We start from the raw sequence: 19,365 nt of genomic DNA, 5'->3' as shown, positions 1-19,365 counted from the left end.
CCGCCTCACCCGGTGTGCCGCGGGAGCCGCGCGACACAGGCGTCGAGCAGGACGGAGAACCGGCCGTCCTGGAACAGGGTGTCCAACGGGAACTCGATGCCCAACCGGGCCTCGACGCGTTCCATCAGCGTGATGGCCGACAGCGAGTTGCCGCCGGCGGTGAAGAAGTTGGGGGCCTGGGCCAGGTCCGTGGCCTCCAGGACCTCGCACCATTCGACGGCGACGACGCCCGCCGCCTCCTGCGCAGTGATCATCGGATTCGGGTCTCCAGTCTGGGTGGGTGGGAAAGGGCGACCGCGTCCCTGAGCGCGCACAGGGCGGTCAGGTCGGCGCCGAGGAAGGGCCGGAGCAGCTCCGCCTGTTCCAGGAACGGCGCACCGCGCAGGGTGCCGAACAGCAGGTCGGACAGGAAGATCGCCGTCCCGCCGACGATCGGCTCGTAGTCCAGGACCGCCGCGGCGACCACCGTGACCGCCGGGTGCGCGGCCTCGATCCGGCGGGCCGCGTACGGCGTGGCCAGGGCCGCCCGGACCTGTACGGCCACGCCGGGGCCGACCTGCCGGCGCACCTCGGCGAGGACGGCCAGCACGGTGGTCGCCGACATCAGCACGTCGTCGGCGACCACGACCGTACGGGCGGCCGGGTCGAGCCGTCCGGCTCCCGCCACCAGGTCCACCTCGGACGTCCTGCCGCCCGGGTCGAGCCGGCGACGGGTCATCATCGGCACCACGGCCGCCGGGACCGTCCGGTCGACGTCCCGGGTGAGCAGCGGCGGCCGGGTGCCGACGAGCACCAGCGCGTCGGCGGGCCAGGCGACCGTCCGGCTCCACAGCCGGGCGAGGTCCTGGTACCCGACGTAGGACAGCCGGGCCGGCAGCCCCGCCGCGATGGTCCGGACGACGCCGACGACCAGGTCCTCCAGCGCGCCGTCGGGGTCCTCGCGGAACAGCGGGAGGTCGTTGACGAGATGCAGCCTCATGACCGCACGTGCACCGGGAGCAGGTTGAGCCGGGTGCGTTCCAACCGCGGCTCGAACACGTCCTCGAAGTCGACGTTGCGGTGCTTGTAGCAGCTGAAGCACGCCCGGTACTCGGGGGTCTTCCGCCGCTCCGGCGAGGTGTGCCAGCGCCGGAGGTCCTGCCACGCCGGCCCGTTCCAGATGGACTGGAACGACTCCTTGGTGACGTCCCCCATGCAGGTGAGCGGCATCATCGGGCCGATGAGGTGGTCGCAGTACCCGACGCTGCCGTCGAAGCCGATCGTGGCGTACGCCCACGGGTGCATGCAGAACTCGACATCCTTCTTCACCCCGACGCAGCCGCCGATCGCGGAGCCGGCGTAGAGGTCCACGCCGAGTTCGTCGGCGACCGCCCGGGCCCGCCCGACGGCCTCGTCGACCCTGTCGTCGAGCCCGTCGAGCCCGATCGGGTTGCCCGGTTCGAGCGTCACCTCGCTGAGGGAGATCTGCCGGACGCCGACCTCCGCCGCCCACTCCACCAGTCCGGGCAGCGAGTCGAGGGTGTTGCTCTGCAGGGTGGCCAGCACCCGCAGCGCCTCGACCGACTCGCCGCGCTCGGCCAGCCGGGCCGTCATCCGCTTCGCGTTCCGGGTGATCAGGCCCATCTTGGCCCCCGGCCGGGCCAGCTTCAGGACGGCGGAGTCGGCCGCGTCGAGGGAGATGTCGACCATCGCCCCGTTGTCGACGAGCAGGTCGAACGTCTCGGGCCGGGTCATGGACAGGTTGGACACCACCCGGCAGCGCGCGCCGTAGTGGTCGACCAACCTGATGACGTCGTCGATGTCGGGGGCCAGCAGGCTCTCGCCCCAGCCCCGGATGTCCACCATCTCCGCCGTCGGGAACAGCATCTCGGCCACCGACCGGAAGAGCTGACGATCCAGGACCCTCTCCTGGTACGCGATCGTCTTGGACCGGCACATCGGGCAGCTCAGGTTGCAGCCCTGGGTCAGTTCCACCATCACGTAGCGCGGCATGCTCCGCAGCTCGATGGCCCCGGCCCGGCTCTCCTCCAGGTTGAGGCGCGCGTTGTCAGCGGTCAGTCGGGCGTGGTCCGTATCGGACACTGTGGTCATTTCGTATCCCCCGTGGATGTTCGAGCCGGGTGGAGCGCACCCGGCGGTAGATGTCGAGCTGTCGGCGCAGGAACCTGTCCGGATGGAAGTCCCACACCCGCCGGGCTGCCGCCCGGCCCATCGCCCGGCGGGTGCCGGGGTCACACATCCGGCGCAGCGCGCCCGCCAGGGCCGGCACGTCGCCGACGGGCACGGTGAGCCCGGTCCCGCCGTCGCGGACGAGTTCGGGCAACGCGCCCGCCCGGGACGACACGACGGGCATGCCGGCCGCGTACGCCTCCAGGACGACGAGCCCGAACGCCTCGAACCAGGTCGACGGGCACACGAGCACGTCGGCCCGCCGCATCAGGTCCAGCCGGGCGGTCCCGCGCACCGGGCCGTGGAACACGATCCGCGGGTCGCGGGCCGCGTGCGCGCGGACCGTCCCCTCCAGGACGCCCTCACCGGCGACGTGCAGGCGCACGCCCGGTTCGGTCAGTTCCCCGAACGCCGCCAGCAGCAGTTCGACGCCCTTGTAGTGGTCGAGGCGGCCGATGAAGAGGAAGTCGACCCCGGTGCCGGGCCGGGCGTCGCGCCCGTCGGCCGCCGCGAGGGGGTCGCCCCACTCGAACGGCACCGAGTTGGGTACGACGGTCGCCGGCACGCCGCGGAAGTACCCGTCGTCGAGGTAGTGGTCCAGCATGCCCCTCGACGGCGAGCAGACGTGCTGGACGTGCCGGGACAGCTCGCGGTGCCGCCACCGGAAGGCGTCCACGACCCTCGGCCGGGCGCTGAACAGTTTGTCCGGGCTGTCCTCGCGCTGGTAGGCGTTGAAGTTCCACAGCGAGAACGGCTCGTGCACGGTCTGGACGACGGCCGTCGGATGCCGGCGCAGCACCGCGAGCACCGTGGGGGTGAGCCTGCGCAGCATCTGCACGTGGCACAGCTCGGGCGCGAACGCCCGCACCGCCCGGTGCACCTTGCGGCCGATCACCGGATTCTGGATGGCCAGACTCTGGTTCACCAGGTACGCCGCGTACGGCTCCGACCCGAGCTCCAGCCGGGGCGGCCGGACCCGGAACACGGTGATCCCCCCGTCCGTGCCGACGTCGTCCCGGTCGCCCTGGCACAGGACCGCCACCTCGTGGCCCTCGTCCGCCAGGGACCGCGCCAGGTTCTGGGTGAACGTCTGGGTGCCGCCGACCGTGCCGTCGGCGTAGTTGCCGTTGACCAGCATCACCCGCAGCGGCACGTCCCCGGTCACCGTGGGCCGCCGGGTCCGGGGTCGGGCGGTCCGAACTCGAAGTACGGCGCCACGATCTCGCGGTCGCTGTGCAGGAGCGCCTGGGGCCAGTGCCAGTGCAGCAGCTCCAGGTCGCCGTCGGGGGCGAGGAACGCGTGCTCGCAGCCGGGGGCCAGCATCAGGAGGTCCCCGGGTTCGAGCGTGAACGTCTCACCGGCGAGGGAGACCAGCCCGGACCCGCTCCGGACGTAGGTCGCCTGGCTCATCACCCGGTGCACGACCAGGGGGCGCGGGCTGTCCGGCGTCAGGACCTGGACCGGTTCGCCGAGGTCGGAGAACATGCCCGGGAGCACGGTACCCATCGCGTCATTGATCTTCAGTCTCTGGAACACGTGCTATCCCCTTGTCAGAGTGCCGCAGACGTTGAGCGTCTGCCCGTTGACGGCCCGGCCGGCCCGCAGCCCGAGCCAGTGCACCGCTTCGGCCACCTCGTCGGCCGCCAGGAGCCGGCCCAGCCCGGTGCGGGAGGCCATCCCCTTCTCGTAGTCGGCCGGATCGAGGCCGTGCAGCCGGGAGAGTTCCGCCCGGCCGTCGTGCGCGGAGCCCGTCGCCACCGCCCCGGGGCACACGCAGTTCACCTGGACGCCCTGGTCGGCGTACTCCGCGGCGAGGCTCTGGGTCAGCGCGATCAGACCGGCCTTCGCCGCGCTGTACGCGTGCAGGTAGGCCACCCCGGTCCGCCCCGCCGTCGACGCGACGTTCACGATCGACCCCTCGCCCGCCTCGCGCATGCCGACGAGCACGGTGCTGGCCAGCACCATCGGGGCCACCAGGTTCAGCGTCACGTCGGCGCCCACCCGTGCCGGTTCGAGCTCGTGCCCGGCCCGGGGGAACGCGCCGCCCGCGTTGTTCACCAGCAGGCGCGCCGGCCGGCCCATCGCGGCGAGAACGTCGCGCAGGTCCACCGCCGCCGCCGCCACGTCCGCCGGGTCGGACAGGTCACGGCGGATGAACTCCGCGACCCCGGCGGCCGGACGGGACAGGCCCACGACCACGCACGCGAAGCCGTCGTCGACCAGCCGGCCCAGGACCGCCGCGCCGATCCCCCGCGAGGCGCCGGTGAGCACCGCGACGGGCGTCACGGCGTCTCCCCGACCCAGTCGCGCAGGCACGCCGGGACCTCGTCGGGATGGCACAGCACCTCGACGCCGACGGCGCCCGGGGTGGCGAGGGCGGCCCGCAGGACGGGTTCGACGTCCTCCGGGCGTTCGATCCGGAAGGTCCGCAGGCCCATCGCCGCCATCCAGCTGGCGAAGTCCACCTCGGGGATGTCCGTGCCGATCGGGTCGCCCGCGAAGTCGAGCTGCTGGCCGAGGCGCACCCGGCCGTGGGAGCGGTTGTTGAAGACCACGGCCAGCAGGTCCAGGCCGTGCTCCGCCGCGACGGAGAACTCGCCGCCGCTCATCAGCACCGACCCGTCCCCGGTGACGCACACCGTGCGCCGGCCGGGGCGGGCGAACGCGATGCCGATCGACGCGCCGATCGCCCAGCCCATCGCGCCGATGCCGCAGTTCAGGTGCAGACCACCGGCCCGGGGCGCGGGGTGCAGCGCGATCGTGTCCAGCCAGTGGTTGCCCGCGTCGGGCACCACGACCGCGTCGCTCGGCAGCAGCGAGCTGAGCAGCGCGACGGTGCCGGCCATCGACACGGTGTCCTTGAACGCCAACGGCTGGGCCGCCGTCGCCGCGGCACCCCTGCGCTGGAAGGCCGCGACCAGCTCGCGGGCGGCGTCCCGGTCCGGGGGCGTCCGGTCGGCGAGCACCGACCGGACCGCCGCGACCGCGTCCGCCACGTCGGCGACCAGGGCCAGGTCGGCCCGGCCCCGCAGCGGCAGCTGGTCGGCGTCGAGGTCGACGCGGACGACGGTGGCTTCGGCCAGCAGGTCCGCGACCGGGGCCGTGTAGAAGGTGGACAGGCTCGCGCCGAGCACCAGGACGACGTCGGGCCGGTACTCCCGCAGCGCCGGCACGAGATCCGACCGCTGCCCCGGCCCGAGGTGGCCGAGCCGCCACGGGTGCGCCGCGGGCAGCAGGGACACCGCCTTGGTCGAGGTGACCACGACGGCCCCCAGTTCGGCCGCCAGCCCCGCCACCGCCTCGTGCGCACCGGCCAGCACGGCGCCCCAGCCGGCGAGGATCAGGGGCCGTTCGGCGTCCGCGAGCAGTCCGGCCGCCGTGGCCACCAGGTCGCCCTCCGCTGCGACCTGGCCGCCGCGGCGGACGTCCGGCACCGGGAGCACCCGGGCGGGGCGGACCTCGGGCACCGGGATCTCGGCCTGTTGCAGGTCCACCGGGACGCTCAGGTGCACCGGTCCCGGCCGGCCCGACAACGCCAGGCTGATCGCGGCGTCGATGAGGAACGCCGCGTTGGCCGGGTCGACGATCTCGATGGACTTCTTGGTGATCGGCGCGAAGAGGGCCGCGGGCGACACCGCCCGGTCGAGCACGTACGACTCGAGGAACGCCCCCCGGCCGAACGTGGCCGTGGGAGCCTGCCCCGTGATGACGAGCATCGGGACCGAGTCCCGGTAGGCGCAGGCCACACCGGTGACGCAGTTCGTCATGCCGGGACCGATCGTGGCCAGCACGACGCCCAGTTCACCGGTGACCCGGCTGTGGCCGTCGGCCATGAAGGCCGCGCCGGACTCGTGGCGGGCCAGCACGATGTCCGGTTCCGCCGCGAACGTCTGCCACACCGGCATCACGAAGTAGCCGGGCACACCGAAGGCCCGGGTCACCCCTGCCGCCCGGAGGCGGTCGTGCAGGTAGTCGGCGAGTATCACGTGTTCACCCCATTCCCGCTCGTGGCGAGTTGCGTGCTGATGCCGGCGAACCGGCCGTATCTCTGGATCTCCCGGTACGCGGCGCGGGCCTCGGCCACCAGTTCCCGGACCGGACCGTGGTCCCCGTCGCGCCACCGCCGCTCGCAGTCCTCGGCGCGGGCGAGCAGGAGGTCGACGTCGCGGTCCCGGTAGTCGAGGACGCCGGAGACGGTGTCGGCGACCCCGAGCGGCAGCCGCTGCTCGATGTCCGGGTGCAGGTGGACGAAGTACGTCGCGGTGCGGCCCATCTGGCGCGCGTAGTCGAGGACGAGCGCCGGGTCGAGCCGCTTGTGGTGGTACGCCTTCGCCCGGGTCAGCTCGAAGGCGAGCCCGGCGTCGCCGGCCCGGAGCGCGAACTCCACGTCCTCGTAGCCGTACACGTCGTCGCCGTTCTCGTCGACGAACCCGGGACTGAAGCCCCCGGTGGCGGCGAAACCGGCCCTGCCGACCAGGAACGCGCAGGACACGAACTCGCGGAACCCGAGCGGACCCCGCGACCGCGCCCTCCGGTAGCCCCGGAACACGGCCGCCACGTCCAACAGGTGGGTGGCCAGGGTCCGCGGCTCCCCCGGCGGGAACAGCACGTCGGCCATGACGACCGTGTGCCGCGAGCCGCGGGCCGCCGCCAGGAGGTCACCGACCGCCCCCGGGGACAGCACGATGTCGGAGTCGAGGAACAGCAGCCAGTCCGCGCGGGCCCGTTCGGCGCCCACGTTGCGGGCCAGGCCGGGATTGCCCGTCGACAGGTGGTGGTACCGCAGCGGGAACGGCCAGTCGCCGGCCTCCAGCCACGCCCGGTTGTCGGGCCGCGGGTTGTCGACCACCACCACCTCGAGGTCGCGCACCCGGTCCTGGGCCGCGAGCGAGTCCAACAGCGCGGTCAGCTCCCCCCGCCGCCCGGAGACCGGTACGACCACCGAGACCAGCGGCGTACCGGCCGGAGTCAGTCCCATCCGCGGTTCCCCCTCTCCAGGGTGCTCTGTCCGATGAGGTGCGCCGCGGTCGCGCGCAGGATCGCCGCGGCCTGGTCCATCTCGGCCTCGTCGCCCATCGAGATCCGGATGTGCCGGGGCAGTCCGAGGTCCGCGCAGCCGCGGACCAGCAGGCGCCGGCGGGCCAGCTCGGCCCGGACGACGTCGGCCGGCCACGGCAGCCGCAGCAGGGCGAAGTTCGCGACCGAGGGCTGTGGCGCGGCCCAGGGTTCGGCGCGCAGCCCGTCCCGGAACCGGGTCAGCACCGCCCTGGTCCGATCGCGGACCGCTGTCGTGTGGGCCGGATGGCGCAGGCTCGCCTCGGCGGCGACCAGGGCGAGGCGGTTGACGTTGAACACCACCACGTTCTTCACCCTGCGCAGTTCCGTCGCCGTGGCCGGGCTCGCGACCGCGTAGCCGCACCGCAGCGCCGCGAGTCCGTGGATCTTGGAGAACGTGCGCAGCACCACCACCGGCAGCCCCTCCCGCACGAGCGGCACGGCCGAGGCGGTCTCGTCCCCGTAGGTGAACTCCAGGTACGCCTCGTCGAAGACGACCGTCGCCCCCGCCTCGGCCGCGGCCACCGCCAGCGCCCGGACCTCCCCGGCGGACAGTGCGGAGCCCGTCGGGTTGTGCGGGTTGCAGACATAGACGATCCGCCCGGGCGCCATCGCGGTCGTGATTGTTTCGTGATAGACGCGGAGGTCCGTGGTGAGCGGCACTTCGACGTAATGTGCGCGTGCGGCGGCCACGGCATTGGCGTGTCCGGCGTACGTATTCGCGGTGACGACCGCGCCGATGTCGGAGTCCACCAGTGCGAGCGCGGACAACAACAGGAGTTCGTCGACCCCGTTGCCGAGGACTATCTGGTCCGGATGACAGTCGTGCTTTTCCGCGACCGCCGTGGTGAGGCTCTGTCCCATCGCGTCCGGATACCTGTTCAGGCAACCGAGTTCCCGGGACACCGCCTCTCGGGCGTGCGGACTACAGCCGAAAGTGCTCTCGCTGAAATTCAGGCGCAGCCAACCCTGGTCATGCCGGTAGTGCCCGCCCACCTCGGAAGGTAGGCCGGCTGGTCCCGCGAAACGCGGTAGTCCGGCAAGTGGTGCCCCCAGAGTCTCGGGGGCCGCGGTCACCGATCGGGCCCGACGAGAGCGCTCCGGCGCAGGGTGACGTGATCGACGAATTCCATGTCCGCGCACAATGGCGGCAGCACACCCCCGGCGAACGCCGTCAGGGCATGGTCGGTCGATTCCTGTTTCTCTGGAATGGATTTACTTTTCATACAACTCTCCCAATAGCCAAATTGGCCAGACAGACCCCTGCCAGGGTCCGAAATAACCAACCTTTGCTCTTCGAATAGAAAGAGCCCCCGTGTGTATCCGCCAGAAATCCCATGGCGAGATGCGATCCTAACCACACCCTGTGGCAGCTTTGAAGACTACGTGACCCACATCACATTCATGGCCGGTCCAGCACCGCCCACATCGGAGAGACGCGCGCGCCGCGCAACCGCTTGGGCACCGTGGCCTCGGTTCCCAGCTCGAAATGGCGGACCCCGGTGCCGAGGGCGGCGCGGATCGGCGCGTACAGGATGGCCTCGAGGTACGCCTCGTGCCGGACCGCCGCGTCGTCGCGCAGGCCCACCTCGTGCGCCTCCATCCGGTCGCCCGAACGGCACACGAAACACACCCCGACCAGCACGTCGTCGGCGTCGCGGACGACGTAGGCCAGGTACTCGCCGATCCCGGCGGCCCGCCACTGCCGGAGCCGGAGCAGCGCCAGCCGCGCGTGGTCGGCGATCCCGTGCCGGCGCTTGACCTCGGCCACCAGGGGCGCCGCCGCGTCGAAGAGGTCGGCCGCGGGCTCCTCCGCCACCCGCAGCCCGGCCTCCCGGAAGGCGCGCCAGTCACGACGGATCTTGTTCCGGCGCGGACCGGGCAGCGAGGCCAGGTACTCGTCCATCGTCGAGAACGGCAGGTGCAGCGTCGCGGCCTCCCCCACCGACACCCGCGCCGCCCGGCCACCGGCCCCGGCGGTGAAGCCGTCGACCTCGCTGTCCGGTACGTGCATCGCCGCCGGGTACAGGCCCTCGGCGCGGGCCAGCCCGAACGCGCGCGCGATCATGGCCGCCCGCAACGGATCCACGCCGTCCTCGGGGACCCCGGCGCCGACGAGCACCCCGGAACCGAGGTCGCGGCAGCCGCCGATCAGCGCCCAGTCCCGCGCGTCGGCGGGCACGTCCACCCCCGCCTCCGCCGCGACCCGCGCGACGTCGTAGTCGGGGTCGAGCATCGTCGGCGTCCGGGGCCGGCACACCGGCAGGACCGCGACGGGGGAACCCGCCGAGCGGCCGACGAGGAACCGCACGGACCACCGGGCGTCGGTGTCGAGCCGGGCAACCCGGCGCGGGTGCAACGCCAGGACCGGATGTCGCCAACCGGCCTCGGTCCAGTCGGCCGGCAGGCCCGCGGCGTCGACGACGTCGACGGTGAGCCCCTCGGAATGTGTGGTGCTTGTGGACACTTCGCCCCCTTCGAGATGGGTACAGCGATCCACGGCGACGTCGGGCCGTGGGGAGTTGTCGCAACTGTCCGCGACGATGAGCCAGCGAGTGTAGCGAAAGAGGCCGGCCCCCGCGGCCCCGCGAAATCCATAGCCTGACCTCGATATTTCGGGTCAGCGGGCGATCCCGACGCGCCCTAGACTCGGCCGAATGCGCGTCACGAAGTTCCTTGAACCACTACAAAACACTGCATTCCGACACCAGTTTCTGGCGCAGAGCACCTCGCTGCTCGGCACCATGCTGGCGCCGGTCGCGCTGGCGTTCGGCGTACTGGAGGCGACGGACTCCGCCGGCGACCTGGGGCTCGTGCTCACCGCGTACACGGTGCCGATGTTGGTGTTCATGCTGGTCGGCGGCGTGTGGGCCGACCGGCTGCCCCGACAGCGCCTCATGATGATCGCCGACAGCACCCGATTCGTCACCCAGAGCACGTTCGGCGTGCTCGTGCTCACCGGTCACGCACAGTTATGGTCGATGATCGCCCTCCAGGCGGTCGCCGGCACGGCCGCCGCGTTCAACATGCCGGCCGCGATGGGCCTGACCCGCGACACGGCGCGACCCGAACACCTGCAACAGGCCAACGCGCTGCTCTCGCTCTCCCGCGACCTGGCCAGCACCGTCGGACCCCTGATCGCCGGCGGCATCATCGCCTCGGCCGGGGCCGGCTGGGCGCTGCTGTTCGACGGCCTGACCTTCGCCGGCAGCGTGTACTTCCTGTCCCGCCTCACACTCCCGGCCCGACCGCCGGGCGAGCCCAGCGCCGGCTTCGTCGCCGAACTGCGCGACGGATGGCGCGAGGTCTCGAAACGCTCGTGGGTCTGGGTGAGCATCATCTACTTCATGGTGTTCAACCTCGTGTTCGCCGTCTTCCAGGTCATCGGGCCGGTGTCGATGGCGGACAAGGCCCGGGGCGCACTGAGCTGGGGCGCCGTCGCCGCCGCGCTGGCCGCCGGCGAACTGCTCGGGAACGCCCTGGCGCTGCGGGTACGCCCCCGCAGACCGCTGCGCGTCAGCCGGTACGTGGAGCTCCTGGCCGTACCCGTCATCGTGGCCCTGGGTCTCGGAGCCCCGGTGCCGGTGCTGATCGGGGCCGCCCTGCTGATGGGCATCGCGGTCAGCTTCCCGGACTCGCTGTGGATGACGGCGCTGCAACAGCACGTACCCGAGGAGTCGATCTCCCGGGTGATGTCCTTCGACCTCATGGGCTCCTTCGTGCTCCGCCCGGTGAGCTACACCGCGGCCGCGGCCGCCGCAGCAGCGTTCGGCGCGGGCCACACGCTGGTGGCCGGCGCGCTCCTGCTGGCCGTGGCGACCCTGGCCACCCTGCTCCTGCCCGGAGTGCGGAACCTCACCCGGATCGACACCCCGGAACAGAAGCCGGACCCGGTGGCCGCCGCATGACCGCCCAGCCCCCACAGCCCGAGAGGACAACCGTGGCCGACGTCGTCGAACCCGGGGTCAGCCCCACCGTCACCCGGGTCAGCGCCCAGGTGGCCGCGGGCGACCACTCCGGCGTCGAGGAACTCTGCGCGGGCGGGTCCCCGCTCGTCGAACCCTGCCCGCACGCCGAGGACCGGATGCTCGTCACGTTCCTGTGGCGCGGCGAGGCCGACCGGGTCGTCCTCCTCGGCCAGTTCACCGCGTGGGGCGACCTCGACCGCACCGCGCTGCGCCGCGTGCCGGGCAGCGACCTGTGGCACCTCACGGTCCGCGCCCCCGCCGACCTGCGGCTCACCTACGCCTACCTGGTCAACGAGACCCGCAACGCGCTGCACACCCTGGAGGAACTGCGGTCGACCGCGCCCCGCCGGCGGCTGGACCCCCGCAACCCCCGGGTCTTCTCCTACCAGACCGACCCGGACACGCCGGCCGACAAGGTGCACCGCAGCTCCCTGCTGGAGCTGCCCGCCGCCCGGCCGCAGCCCTGGGTCGCGCACCGGCCCGAGGTTCCCGCCGGCACCCTGACCCGGCACGAGGTCGGCGCCGACCACCGCCCGACCTGGGTCTACACGCCACCCGGGTACACCGCGGACGGTCCGGCACTCCCGGTCGCGGTGTTCCTCGACGGCGACACGGCCACCACCCAGCTCATGCCCGTGCCCACCATGCTGGACAACCTGATCGCGGACGGCGCGATCCCGCCCGTCCTGGGCCTGTTCCTGCACAGCCCACCCCTGGCGCGCGGCGCGGAACTGCTCGGCGACGCCGCGTACCGCGACCGGGTCACCGGCGAGTTCCTGCCCTGGCTCCGGGCCTCCTGGCACGCGACCACCGCACCGGAGCGGACCCTGATCGGCGGCGTCAGCTACGGCGGAGTCGCAGCCGCCTTCTTCGGCCTGACCGCGCCGGACACCTTCGGGCTCGTGCTGTCGCAGTCCGGCACGTTCTCCACCGGGGAGGGTTCGCTCACCCCCGGCCAGCTGGCCGACCGGTGCCGGGACGGCGAACCCCGGCCCGTCCGGTGGTACCTGGAGGTCGGCGTCCTGGAGGACAAGCCCGAACTCGGCACGCCCCTCAGCGACCTCACCGCCAACCGGGACCTGCGCGACGCGCTGGTGGAACGGGGCCACGACGTGCGGTACGTCGAGTTCGGCGGCGGACACGACCACTGCTGCTGGAGAGGAGGTGTCGCCGACGGCCTGATCACGCTCCTGAACTAGAACACCACACGTATTTCTCACGGGGAGAAAGAACACATGAGCGACCTGCGCTCAGGATCCGTCATGTCGACGGCCTGGCAGGGCGGCCCGACGGCGACCGCCCACGACGAATCCGCCGCCTGCACCGAAGAGGTCGGCCACCTGCCCACCGGCGGCGGGGCACTCTTCCACACCCTGACCACACCCGACGCGCCCACCACGGCCGCGGTCGTGATCTGCCCCTCGATCGGCACCGACCTGATCGCCAACTACCGGCGCGAGGTCGCCCTGTCCCGCGCGCTGGCCCGGCTCGGGATCGCCAGCGTCCGGTTCCACTGTCGAGGGACCGGCAACAGCGGCGGCGCGGAGACCGACATCACCCTGTCCGGCATGGCCTCCGACGCCCGGCACGCCCTCGACGCGCTGCGCGACCGGCACCCCGGCGCCCCGATCGGCGTCGTCGGCTCCCGCTGGGGGGCTCTGGCCGCGGTGGCCACCGCCCTCGAGGACCGGCCCCGGCCGCTCGTGCTGTGGGACCCGGTCCTCGACCCGGACGACGTGTTCCCCGAAGGGTTCCGGATCTACCGGACCCGGGAGATGCTCAACGGCAACCGGGACGCGATGAGTTCCGAGGAGATGCGGCACCAGTTGCGCACCGGCGGCACGGTCGACCTGCTCGGGCACACCTTCACCGCGGCGCTGCACAACGGGCTCGACGCGGCCGACCCCCTCGGTGACCTGGAGGCCGCCGGCCCCGGCGCCGCCCACGTGTCCACCTTCGCCGGCAGCCCCGCCGCCGCGCGCACCCGGCAGTTCGCCGACGCGCTCGCGGCCCGGGGATGGCGGGTCGACACGGACACCGCCGACGCGTCCGCCAACTGGTGGCTGATCGAGGGCCCCAGCCCGTTCAACCACCGCCTCGTCGACGCGACCGCCGGTTGGCTCGCCGACGCCCTGCTCGGAGGTGCCCGGTGACCGCCACCCCGATGTTCCTGCGCACCGGCACGGACCGGCTCCTGGCGATGGTCGACACCCCCGACGGGCCACCATCCGGGTACGGGGTCGTCCTGTTGCCCGGCGCGGCCACCCCCGGCTTCGGCAACGCCCGGATCTGGGCCCGGGTCGGCGCCGCCCTCGCCGCGCACGGACACGTCGCCGCCCGGCTCGACTTCCGCGGCATGGGCGAGAGTTCCGGCGGCGAACAGCCCATCTCGCTGGCGGACCCGTTCCCCGACGACGTGCTGGCGTGCGTCGACCTGCTCCGGGACGCCGGCGCGGACCGCGTCGTGCTGATGGGCACGTGCTTCGGCGCGCGCAGCGCCATGGCCGCCGCGCCCCGGGTGCCCGGGCTCGCCGGGTTGACCCTGATGTTCCCGCCGCTGCAGTTCGCCGACCCCGACGCCGAGACGGACGACCACTTCACGGCCGCGCTGGCCGGGGCCGTGGGCACCGGGGTACCCGTCCGGATCCTGTACGGCACCCTGGACATGGACCTGCCGAGGTTCCGGGCCGTCTGCCCACCCGACGGTCCACTGTCCGGCGCGCCGAACGTGCGGATCGACATCGTGCCCGGCCGCCTGCACGGGGTCGCCGACCCCGACGCCGACGCCGCCGTCCTGCGCGCGGCGCTCGACACGGCGGCCGAGTTCACCGCGACCGGGCGCGCGGCCGCGTCGTCCGCCCGGGGGGTGTGACGCCGTGGAGTTCGGATGGACGGCGGACCAGACGGAGAAGATCGAGGCCGTCACCGCGTTCGCGGCGGGCCGGCTGAACCGGGGCGGACCGCCCGGCACGTTCCGGCGCGACCTGTGGCGGGAACTCGCCGACTTCGGGGTGCACGGGCTCCGGGTCCCGGAGGAGTACGGGGGCGGCGCCGAACACCCGCTGACCACCGTCGCGCTCCTGGAGGCGCTGGGCGCCGGCTGCCGCGACAGCGGACTGCTGTTCTCGCTCAGCGCGCACATGTGGGCGTGCCAGGAGCCGGTGCTGCGGTTCGGGACCGACGCGCAGAAGGCCCGGTACCTGCCCGGGATGTGCGACGGCACCCTCATCGGCGCGCACGCCGCGACGGAGGCCGAGGCCGGTTCCGACGCGATGGGCGTGACCACGACGGCCGAGTACCGCGACGGCGGGTGGGTCCTGTCGGGCAGCAAGACGTACGTCACCAACGGCCCGGTGGCCGACGTGTTCGTCGTCTCCGCCCGCACCGGCCCGTCCCGCAGTTTCGGCGTGTCCGTCTTCCTGGTGGACCGCGACACGCCCGGCCTCGTGGTCGGCGAGCCCCTCGGCAAGCTCGGGCTGGAGTCGTCGCCGACCTCCGTCGTGCACTTCAACGACTGCGTCCTCCCGCCCGACGCGCTGCTCGGCCGCAAGGGCGGCGGGCTCGGCATCTTCCGGTCCACCATGCGCGCCGAGCGGTCGTTCATCCTCGCCCCGGCGCTGGGCGCGATGCGGCGGGAGCTCGACGCGGCGGTCGCGCACTGCCGGACCCGCCGGCAGTTCGGCCAGGAGATCGGGAAGTTCCAGGCCGTCAGCCGCCGGCTCGTCGACATGCGGATCCGCATGGAGACCTCCCGGCTGCTGCTGTACCGGCTCGGCTGGCTGCACGGCGGCGACGCACCGGTCTCCGACGCCGACGCGGCCCTGGTCAAACTGCACGTCAGCGAAGCCCTCTGCGCGTTCAGCCTGGACCTCATGCAGGTGTACGGCGGCGCCGGCTACCTGCGCGACACCGGCGTCGAACAACTGGTCCGCGACGCCCTGGGCAGCCAGTTCTACTCGGGCACCTCCGATATCCAGGCCAACATCATCGCCCTCGACATGGGCCTCTGAAGGAGCACCACACCATGCTTGACGTCCACGAGGTCCAGCAGTTCGTGCTCGACCACCTCACCACCCGCCCCGGGGGCGGCCAGCTCACCCCCGACTCGTCCCTCCTGGACAGTGGCGTCCTCGACTCGCTGTCCCTGCTGCAACTCGTCGCCGCCCTGGAGAGCCGCTACGGCATCACGGTCACCGACGAGGACCTGGACCCGGACAACTTCGAGACGGTCGGCTCCGTCGCCCGGTTGACCGCCGCCAGGAAGGCCGCCTGAACCGTGGCGTACCTACTGCACCACTACCTGGAGGCCGCCGCGGCCAGCACGCCGGACGCCCCGGCCGTGCGCGACGGCGGGCGCACGTTCAGCTACGCCGACGTGCGGGACGGCTCGGCCCGGGTCCGCGCCGAACTGGAGGCGGTCGGCGTGGGCACGGGCGACCGGGTCGTCCTCTGGGCGGGGAAGATCGCGGAGACGATCTGCGCGCTGTACGGGATCCTGTCGGCCGGCGCCGCGTACGTCCCCGTGGACCCCGCCTCCCCGGTCGGACGCGCCGGGCTCATCGTCGGGTCCGTCCGGCCCGCCGCCCTGATCGTGGACGAGGCGGTCCTGGCGGCGGCCGGACACGTGTTCCCCGCCGGGCTGCCGGTGTTCGTGCTCGCACCCGACCGTCCCCTCAGGATGGTCAGCCCCGGGTCGGGCGCCCGCGGGCCGGACCGGCGGACCGTGGAGCGCGACCTCGCGTACATCCTGCACACGTCCGGCTCGACCGGCGTGCCCAAGGGGGTCATGCTCACGCACCGCAACGCGACGGCGTTCGTCGACTGGGCGGTGCGCGCGTTCGGGATCGGCGGGCGGGACGTGCTGTCCAGCCACGCGCCGCTGCACTTCGACCTGTCCGTCCTGGACGTGTTCGCCGCGGCGCGGGCCGGCGCCGCGCTCGTCCTCGTCCCGCCGTCGCTGGCGATGTTCCCGTCCCGGCTCGTGGACTTCGTCCGCGCCCAGGGCGTCACCGTCTGGTACTCGGTGCCGTCCGTGCTGTCCGGGGTGGTCACCCGGGCGGCCGGCCGGCTGGCGGACCTCGACGGCCTGCGCTGGATCCTGTTCGCGGGCGAGGTCTTCACCCCCCGGCACCTCGCCGACCTGATGGCCGCCCTCCCGGCCAGCCGGTTCGCGAACCTCTACGGGCCGACGGAGACGAACGTCTGCACGTGGTACGAGGTCACGGAGCCGCCCCCCGGCCCCGACCCGACCCCGATCGGCCGGCCGACGGACAACGACGAGGTCCTGCTCGTCACGGCGGACGGCCGGCTGGCCGGGCCCGGCGAGGTCGGGGAGATCCACGTCCGGGGCGCGACCGTGATGGCCGGCTACTGGGGCGACCCCGAACGCACCGCCCGCACCCTGGTGCCGAATCCCCTGACCGGCGACCCCGACGACCGCTGCTACCGGACCGGCGACTGGGCCTCGGCGCGGGCCGACGGGGAGCTGGTCCTGGTGGGCCGCCGGGACGACCAGATCAAGACGCGGGGGTACCGGGTCGAGCTGGGCGAGGTCGAACACGCGCTCCTGGCGCACCCGGCGGTGGCCGAGTGCGCCGTCGTGGCGGTGCCGCACCCGGTGCTGACCCACGTCCTGTGCGCGTTCGTGTCGGTCACCGGGGACGTGTCCGGGCCGGCACTGGGCGCGCACGCGCTCGACGTGCTGCCGCAGTACATGGTGCCGGCGCGCTTCGAGTTCCTGGAGGCCCTGCCGCGCAACGCCAACGGCAAGGTCGACCGGGTCGGGCTGAGGGACCTGGCGCATGTCGAGGGGTGAGGACCGCGCGCTGCTCTTCGACTTCGACGGCCTGGTGCTCGACACCGAGTCGAGTCTCCTGGCGGCCTGGCAGGCCGAGTTCGACCTGCTGGGACTTCCCCTCGACCGGCACCGCTACGTGGCGGCCAGTTTCCGCGACCACTCCGACACGATCCTCGAACGGGTCGAGGAGCTGGCCGGGGCCCTGTCCGCCGCCCGGGCGGGCGAGCTCGTCGAGCGGATCCGGCTCCGGCACTTCGCGACCGCTTCGGCGCTGCCGGCGATGCCCGGGGTGCGCGACCTGCTCGCCGGGGCCCGCGCGGCCGGCGTGCGGACGGCGCTGACCACCAGCTCCAGCCGCGCCTGGGTGTCGCCCCACCTGGAACGGCTGGGCCTGCCCGGCCTGTTCGACGTGGCCGTGTACCGCGAGGACGTCGCAGCCAGCAAGCCGGCCCCCGACGCGTACCGGCTGACCCTGCACCTCCTGGGGGTGCCGCCGACGGGGGCCGTGGCGCTCGAGGACTCCCCGCGCGGTGTCCGGTCGGCCACGGCCGCCGGGGTCCGGTGCGTCGCGGTGCCCGGCCCCGTCACCCGGCTCCTCGACTTCGGCGCCGCGGACCTGCGCCTGGAGGGTCTGTCCGGTGTGGACCTCGACATGTTGTTCGGGCCCGCGGCGGTGGCGCGGTGACCCGCCACGCCGCCGCGCCGCGCGACCACGGCACGGCGGCCCGCCTCGTCCTCGACGACCGGACCGGCAGGCCCGTCTTCGTGTCGGCGGCGCGCGCGGCCCGCCCGGTGTCGACGGCCGACGACTGCCCCTTCTGCCCGGGCGGGACCGAGGCCCGCGACCGGCCGGCCGCGCCGTTCGCGTTCCGCAACCGCTGGCCGGCCCTGCCGTCCGGGCACTGCTGGGTGGCGGTGCACAGCGCCGACCACGACACGGACCTCGCGGGCATGACCACCGGCGAGGTCCGGGCGGTGCTGGAGATGTGGACCCGGCTCACCGGGCAGCTGCTGGACCGACCCGACGTCGCCACGGCGCTGGTGTTCGAGAACCGCGGCCCGGAGGCCGGGGCCACCGTCGGGCACCCGCACAGCCAGGTCTTCGGCCTGCCCACGACGCCGGCCGCGCTGGCCCGCACCACCGCCGACTGCCCGTCGTGCGCCCCGGACGAGGAGGCGCGCACCGTCGCCCGGACCCGGTCCTGGCGGCTGGTGGTGCCCCGGGCGCCCCTCGCGCCGTTCGCCGTCCGCCTGGTCCCGGCCCGGCACGCCACCCGGCTGGCGGACCTGACGGACGCCGAACACGAGGAGCTCGCCGGGCTCCTGGGCACGGCGGTCCGCGCCCTGGACGGGGTGTGCTCCCAGACCATGCCCTACCACCTGTGGGTCAGCCAGTCGGGCCGGACGGATCCCGACCTGCACCTGTGCGTCGACCTCGTCGGCCTGCTGCGCGGGCCCGGCCTGCTCCGGCGCACCGGGGCCGCCGAACTGGCCACCGGCATCGCGTTCACCCCGATGGATCCCTCGCACGCCGCCGAACTCCTGCGGCGGCACACCGCACCGAACGGAGAGCAGGAATGACAGTGACCGACCGCGACGCCACCGAGTACGGCGACCGGATCGCCCAGTTCTACGAGAGCTGGTACAGCGAGCAGACCCCGGCGACCGTTCCGTTCCTCGCGGCGCTGGCCGGCGGCGGACGCGCCCTCGAACTGGGGGTCGGCACCGGCCGGATCGCGATCCCGCTCGCGGCGACGGGCGTCGAGACCCACGGCGTCGACATCTCCGAGGCCATGGTGGCGCGGCTGCGGGCGAAGCCCGGCTCGGAGGCCGTGACGGTCCGGGTCGGCGACATCGCCCACCTGGAACCGGAGGGCTCCTTCGACCTGGTGTACGCGGTCCACAGTGTCTTCTTCGGCATCACCACCCAGGAACAGCAGGTGGAGTGCTTCCAAACGGTCGCCCGGCACCTGACCCCGGGCGGCGTGTTCGTGCACGAGGCGTTCGTCCCCTCGGCCGACCTGCTGTCCGGGAACAGCAACCTGCAGGCCACGGCGTACGGCACCGACCGGGTGCTCCTGGAGGTCATCCAGGTGGACCCGGTCGCCCAGGTCCAGGAGTCGCGGCAGCTCTTCTTCCACGGCGGGGCCGTCGAGCTCGTGCCGTTCCGGATCCGGTACGTCTGGCCGTCCGAGCTGGACCTCATGGCGCGGCTCGCCGGCATGCGACTGCGGTCGCGGACCTTCAACTGGGAGGGCGAGCCGTTCACCGCCCGTCACAGCCGGCACGTGTCCGTCTACGAACTGGCCTGACCGGGCACCGGCGGCGGCCCCGAGCGGGTCGCCGCCCCGGACCGGAGCTCAGACCGGGCCGGGC

At 73.3% G+C, this 19,365-nt stretch carries 21 protein-coding genes; 10 read left to right on the top strand and 11 right to left on the bottom strand.

What is annotated here, in order from left to right; translation table 11 throughout:
- Positions 1-5: 5 nt before the first annotated feature.
- From PT931_RS35220 to PT931_RS35170, 11 genes are all read right to left on the bottom strand, one after another.
- A complete protein-coding gene (locus PT931_RS35220) occupies positions 6-254 on the bottom strand; it encodes a phosphopantetheine-binding protein (protein WP_456250049.1) in 249 nt (82 codons plus the stop codon).
- Positions 251-979 (bottom strand): hypothetical protein, encoded by a 729-nt coding sequence (locus PT931_RS35215; RefSeq protein ID WP_456250048.1) that lies wholly within the window; start codon positions 977-979, stop codon positions 251-253. The genes PT931_RS35220 and PT931_RS35215 overlap by 4 nt, the downstream gene beginning before the upstream one ends.
- Positions 976-2,082 (bottom strand): SPASM domain-containing protein, encoded by a 1,107-nt coding sequence (locus PT931_RS35210; protein WP_456250047.1) that lies wholly within the window; start codon positions 2,080-2,082, stop codon positions 976-978. The genes PT931_RS35215 and PT931_RS35210 overlap by 4 nt, the downstream gene beginning before the upstream one ends.
- Positions 2,048-3,334: a glycosyltransferase gene (locus PT931_RS35205; protein ID WP_456250046.1), complete on the bottom strand. Its 1,287-nt coding sequence runs from the start codon at positions 3,332-3,334 to the stop codon at positions 2,048-2,050. Before PT931_RS35205 ends, PT931_RS35210 begins: the two co-directional genes overlap by 35 nt.
- Positions 3,331-3,705 (bottom strand): cupin domain-containing protein, encoded by a 375-nt coding sequence (locus PT931_RS35200; protein WP_456250045.1) that lies wholly within the window; start codon positions 3,703-3,705, stop codon positions 3,331-3,333. Before PT931_RS35200 ends, PT931_RS35205 begins: the two co-directional genes overlap by 4 nt.
- Before the next feature lie 3 nt (positions 3,706-3,708).
- Positions 3,709-4,455, bottom strand: a complete 747-nt coding sequence (locus PT931_RS35195) for an SDR family NAD(P)-dependent oxidoreductase (RefSeq protein WP_456250044.1) — start codon at positions 4,453-4,455, stop codon at positions 3,709-3,711.
- Positions 4,452-6,155, bottom strand: a complete 1,704-nt coding sequence (locus PT931_RS35190; protein WP_456250043.1) for a thiamine pyrophosphate-binding protein — start codon at positions 6,153-6,155, stop codon at positions 4,452-4,454. The genes PT931_RS35195 and PT931_RS35190 overlap by 4 nt, the downstream gene beginning before the upstream one ends.
- Entirely contained in the window at positions 6,152-7,147 is a 996-nt protein-coding gene (locus PT931_RS35185; protein ID WP_456250042.1) for a glycosyltransferase family 2 protein, read from the bottom strand. Before PT931_RS35185 ends, PT931_RS35190 begins: the two co-directional genes overlap by 4 nt.
- Complete coding sequence (locus tag PT931_RS35180) at positions 7,138-8,220, bottom strand: pyridoxal phosphate-dependent aminotransferase (protein ID WP_456250041.1); 1,083 nt, start codon at positions 8,218-8,220, stop codon at positions 7,138-7,140. The genes PT931_RS35185 and PT931_RS35180 overlap by 10 nt, the downstream gene beginning before the upstream one ends.
- Positions 8,221-8,297: 77 nt before the next feature.
- Positions 8,298-8,450, bottom strand: coding sequence for a hypothetical protein (locus PT931_RS35175; protein WP_456250040.1), 153 nt, complete (start codon positions 8,448-8,450; stop codon positions 8,298-8,300).
- A 176-nt stretch (positions 8,451-8,626) separates the two neighbouring features.
- Positions 8,627-9,691, bottom strand: a complete 1,065-nt coding sequence (locus PT931_RS35170) for a hypothetical protein (protein ID WP_456250039.1) — start codon at positions 9,689-9,691, stop codon at positions 8,627-8,629.
- 190 nt (positions 9,692-9,881) lie between these two features.
- Here PT931_RS35170 and PT931_RS35165 point away from each other — a divergent pair, with 190 nt between their 5' ends.
- From PT931_RS35165 to PT931_RS35120, 10 genes are read left to right on the top strand one after another with little or no spacing between them, the layout of a single operon-like run.
- Positions 9,882-11,132: an MFS transporter gene (locus PT931_RS35165; protein ID WP_456250038.1), complete on the top strand. Its 1,251-nt coding sequence runs from the start codon at positions 9,882-9,884 to the stop codon at positions 11,130-11,132.
- 32 nt (positions 11,133-11,164) lie between these two features.
- Positions 11,165-12,391, top strand: a complete 1,227-nt coding sequence (locus PT931_RS35160) for an alpha/beta hydrolase-fold protein (RefSeq protein WP_456250037.1) — start codon at positions 11,165-11,167, stop codon at positions 12,389-12,391.
- 36 nt (positions 12,392-12,427) lie between these two features.
- Positions 12,428-13,345, top strand: coding sequence for a serine aminopeptidase domain-containing protein (locus PT931_RS35155; RefSeq protein ID WP_456250036.1), 918 nt, complete (start codon positions 12,428-12,430; stop codon positions 13,343-13,345).
- Complete coding sequence (locus tag PT931_RS35150; RefSeq protein WP_456250035.1) at positions 13,342-14,064, top strand: alpha/beta hydrolase; 723 nt, start codon at positions 13,342-13,344, stop codon at positions 14,062-14,064. The genes PT931_RS35155 and PT931_RS35150 overlap by 4 nt, the downstream gene beginning before the upstream one ends.
- Before the next feature lie 4 nt (positions 14,065-14,068).
- A complete protein-coding gene (locus PT931_RS35145) occupies positions 14,069-15,202 on the top strand; it encodes an acyl-CoA dehydrogenase family protein (RefSeq protein ID WP_456250034.1) in 1,134 nt (377 codons plus the stop codon).
- A 14-nt stretch (positions 15,203-15,216) separates the two neighbouring features.
- Complete coding sequence (locus tag PT931_RS35140; protein WP_456250033.1) at positions 15,217-15,465, top strand: acyl carrier protein; 249 nt, start codon at positions 15,217-15,219, stop codon at positions 15,463-15,465.
- Positions 15,466-15,468: 3 nt separating this feature from the next.
- Positions 15,469-17,007, top strand: coding sequence for an amino acid adenylation domain-containing protein (locus PT931_RS35135; protein ID WP_456250032.1), 1,539 nt, complete (start codon positions 15,469-15,471; stop codon positions 17,005-17,007).
- Positions 16,994-17,674, top strand: a complete 681-nt coding sequence (locus PT931_RS35130) for an HAD family hydrolase (RefSeq protein WP_456250031.1) — start codon at positions 16,994-16,996, stop codon at positions 17,672-17,674. The genes PT931_RS35135 and PT931_RS35130 overlap by 14 nt, the downstream gene beginning before the upstream one ends.
- Positions 17,671-18,570 carry a DUF4931 domain-containing protein gene (locus PT931_RS35125; RefSeq protein ID WP_456250030.1) on the top strand — a complete coding sequence of 300 codons (900 nt, stop codon included), beginning with the start codon at positions 17,671-17,673 and terminating at the stop codon, positions 18,568-18,570. The genes PT931_RS35130 and PT931_RS35125 overlap by 4 nt, the downstream gene beginning before the upstream one ends.
- On the top strand, positions 18,567-19,301 hold the full coding sequence (locus tag PT931_RS35120; RefSeq protein ID WP_456250029.1) for a class I SAM-dependent DNA methyltransferase: 735 nt from the start codon (positions 18,567-18,569) through the stop codon (positions 19,299-19,301). Before PT931_RS35125 ends, PT931_RS35120 begins: the two co-directional genes overlap by 4 nt.
- Positions 19,302-19,365: the final 64 nt, after the last annotated feature.

It is taken from the genome of Longispora urticae (genome assembly GCF_053902585.1).
The sequence above is the reverse complement of the archived record's forward strand: the minus strand, read 5'-3'. Positions and strand labels throughout refer to the sequence as shown.

Coding starts and splice junctions, on each gene's coding strand:
- PT931_RS35220 (WP_456250049.1), bottom strand. CDS start 254: ATGATCACTGCGCAGGAGGCGGCGGGCGTCGTCGCCGTCGAATGGTGC.
- PT931_RS35185 (WP_456250042.1), bottom strand. CDS start 7,147: ATGGGACTGACTCCGGCCGGTACGCCGCTGGTCTCGGTGGTCGTACCG.
- PT931_RS35215 (WP_456250048.1), bottom strand. CDS start 979: ATGAGGCTGCATCTCGTCAACGACCTCCCGCTGTTCCGCGAGGACCCC.
- PT931_RS35165 (WP_456250038.1), top strand. CDS start 9,882: ATGCGCGTCACGAAGTTCCTTGAACCACTACAAAACACTGCATTCCGA.
- PT931_RS35130 (WP_456250031.1), top strand. CDS start 16,994: ATGTCGAGGGGTGAGGACCGCGCGCTGCTCTTCGACTTCGACGGCCTG.
- PT931_RS35120 (WP_456250029.1), top strand. CDS start 18,567: ATGACAGTGACCGACCGCGACGCCACCGAGTACGGCGACCGGATCGCC.
- PT931_RS35140 (WP_456250033.1), top strand. CDS start 15,217: ATGCTTGACGTCCACGAGGTCCAGCAGTTCGTGCTCGACCACCTCACC.
- PT931_RS35175 (WP_456250040.1), bottom strand. CDS start 8,450: ATGAAAAGTAAATCCATTCCAGAGAAACAGGAATCGACCGACCATGCC.
- PT931_RS35155 (WP_456250036.1), top strand. CDS start 12,428: ATGAGCGACCTGCGCTCAGGATCCGTCATGTCGACGGCCTGGCAGGGC.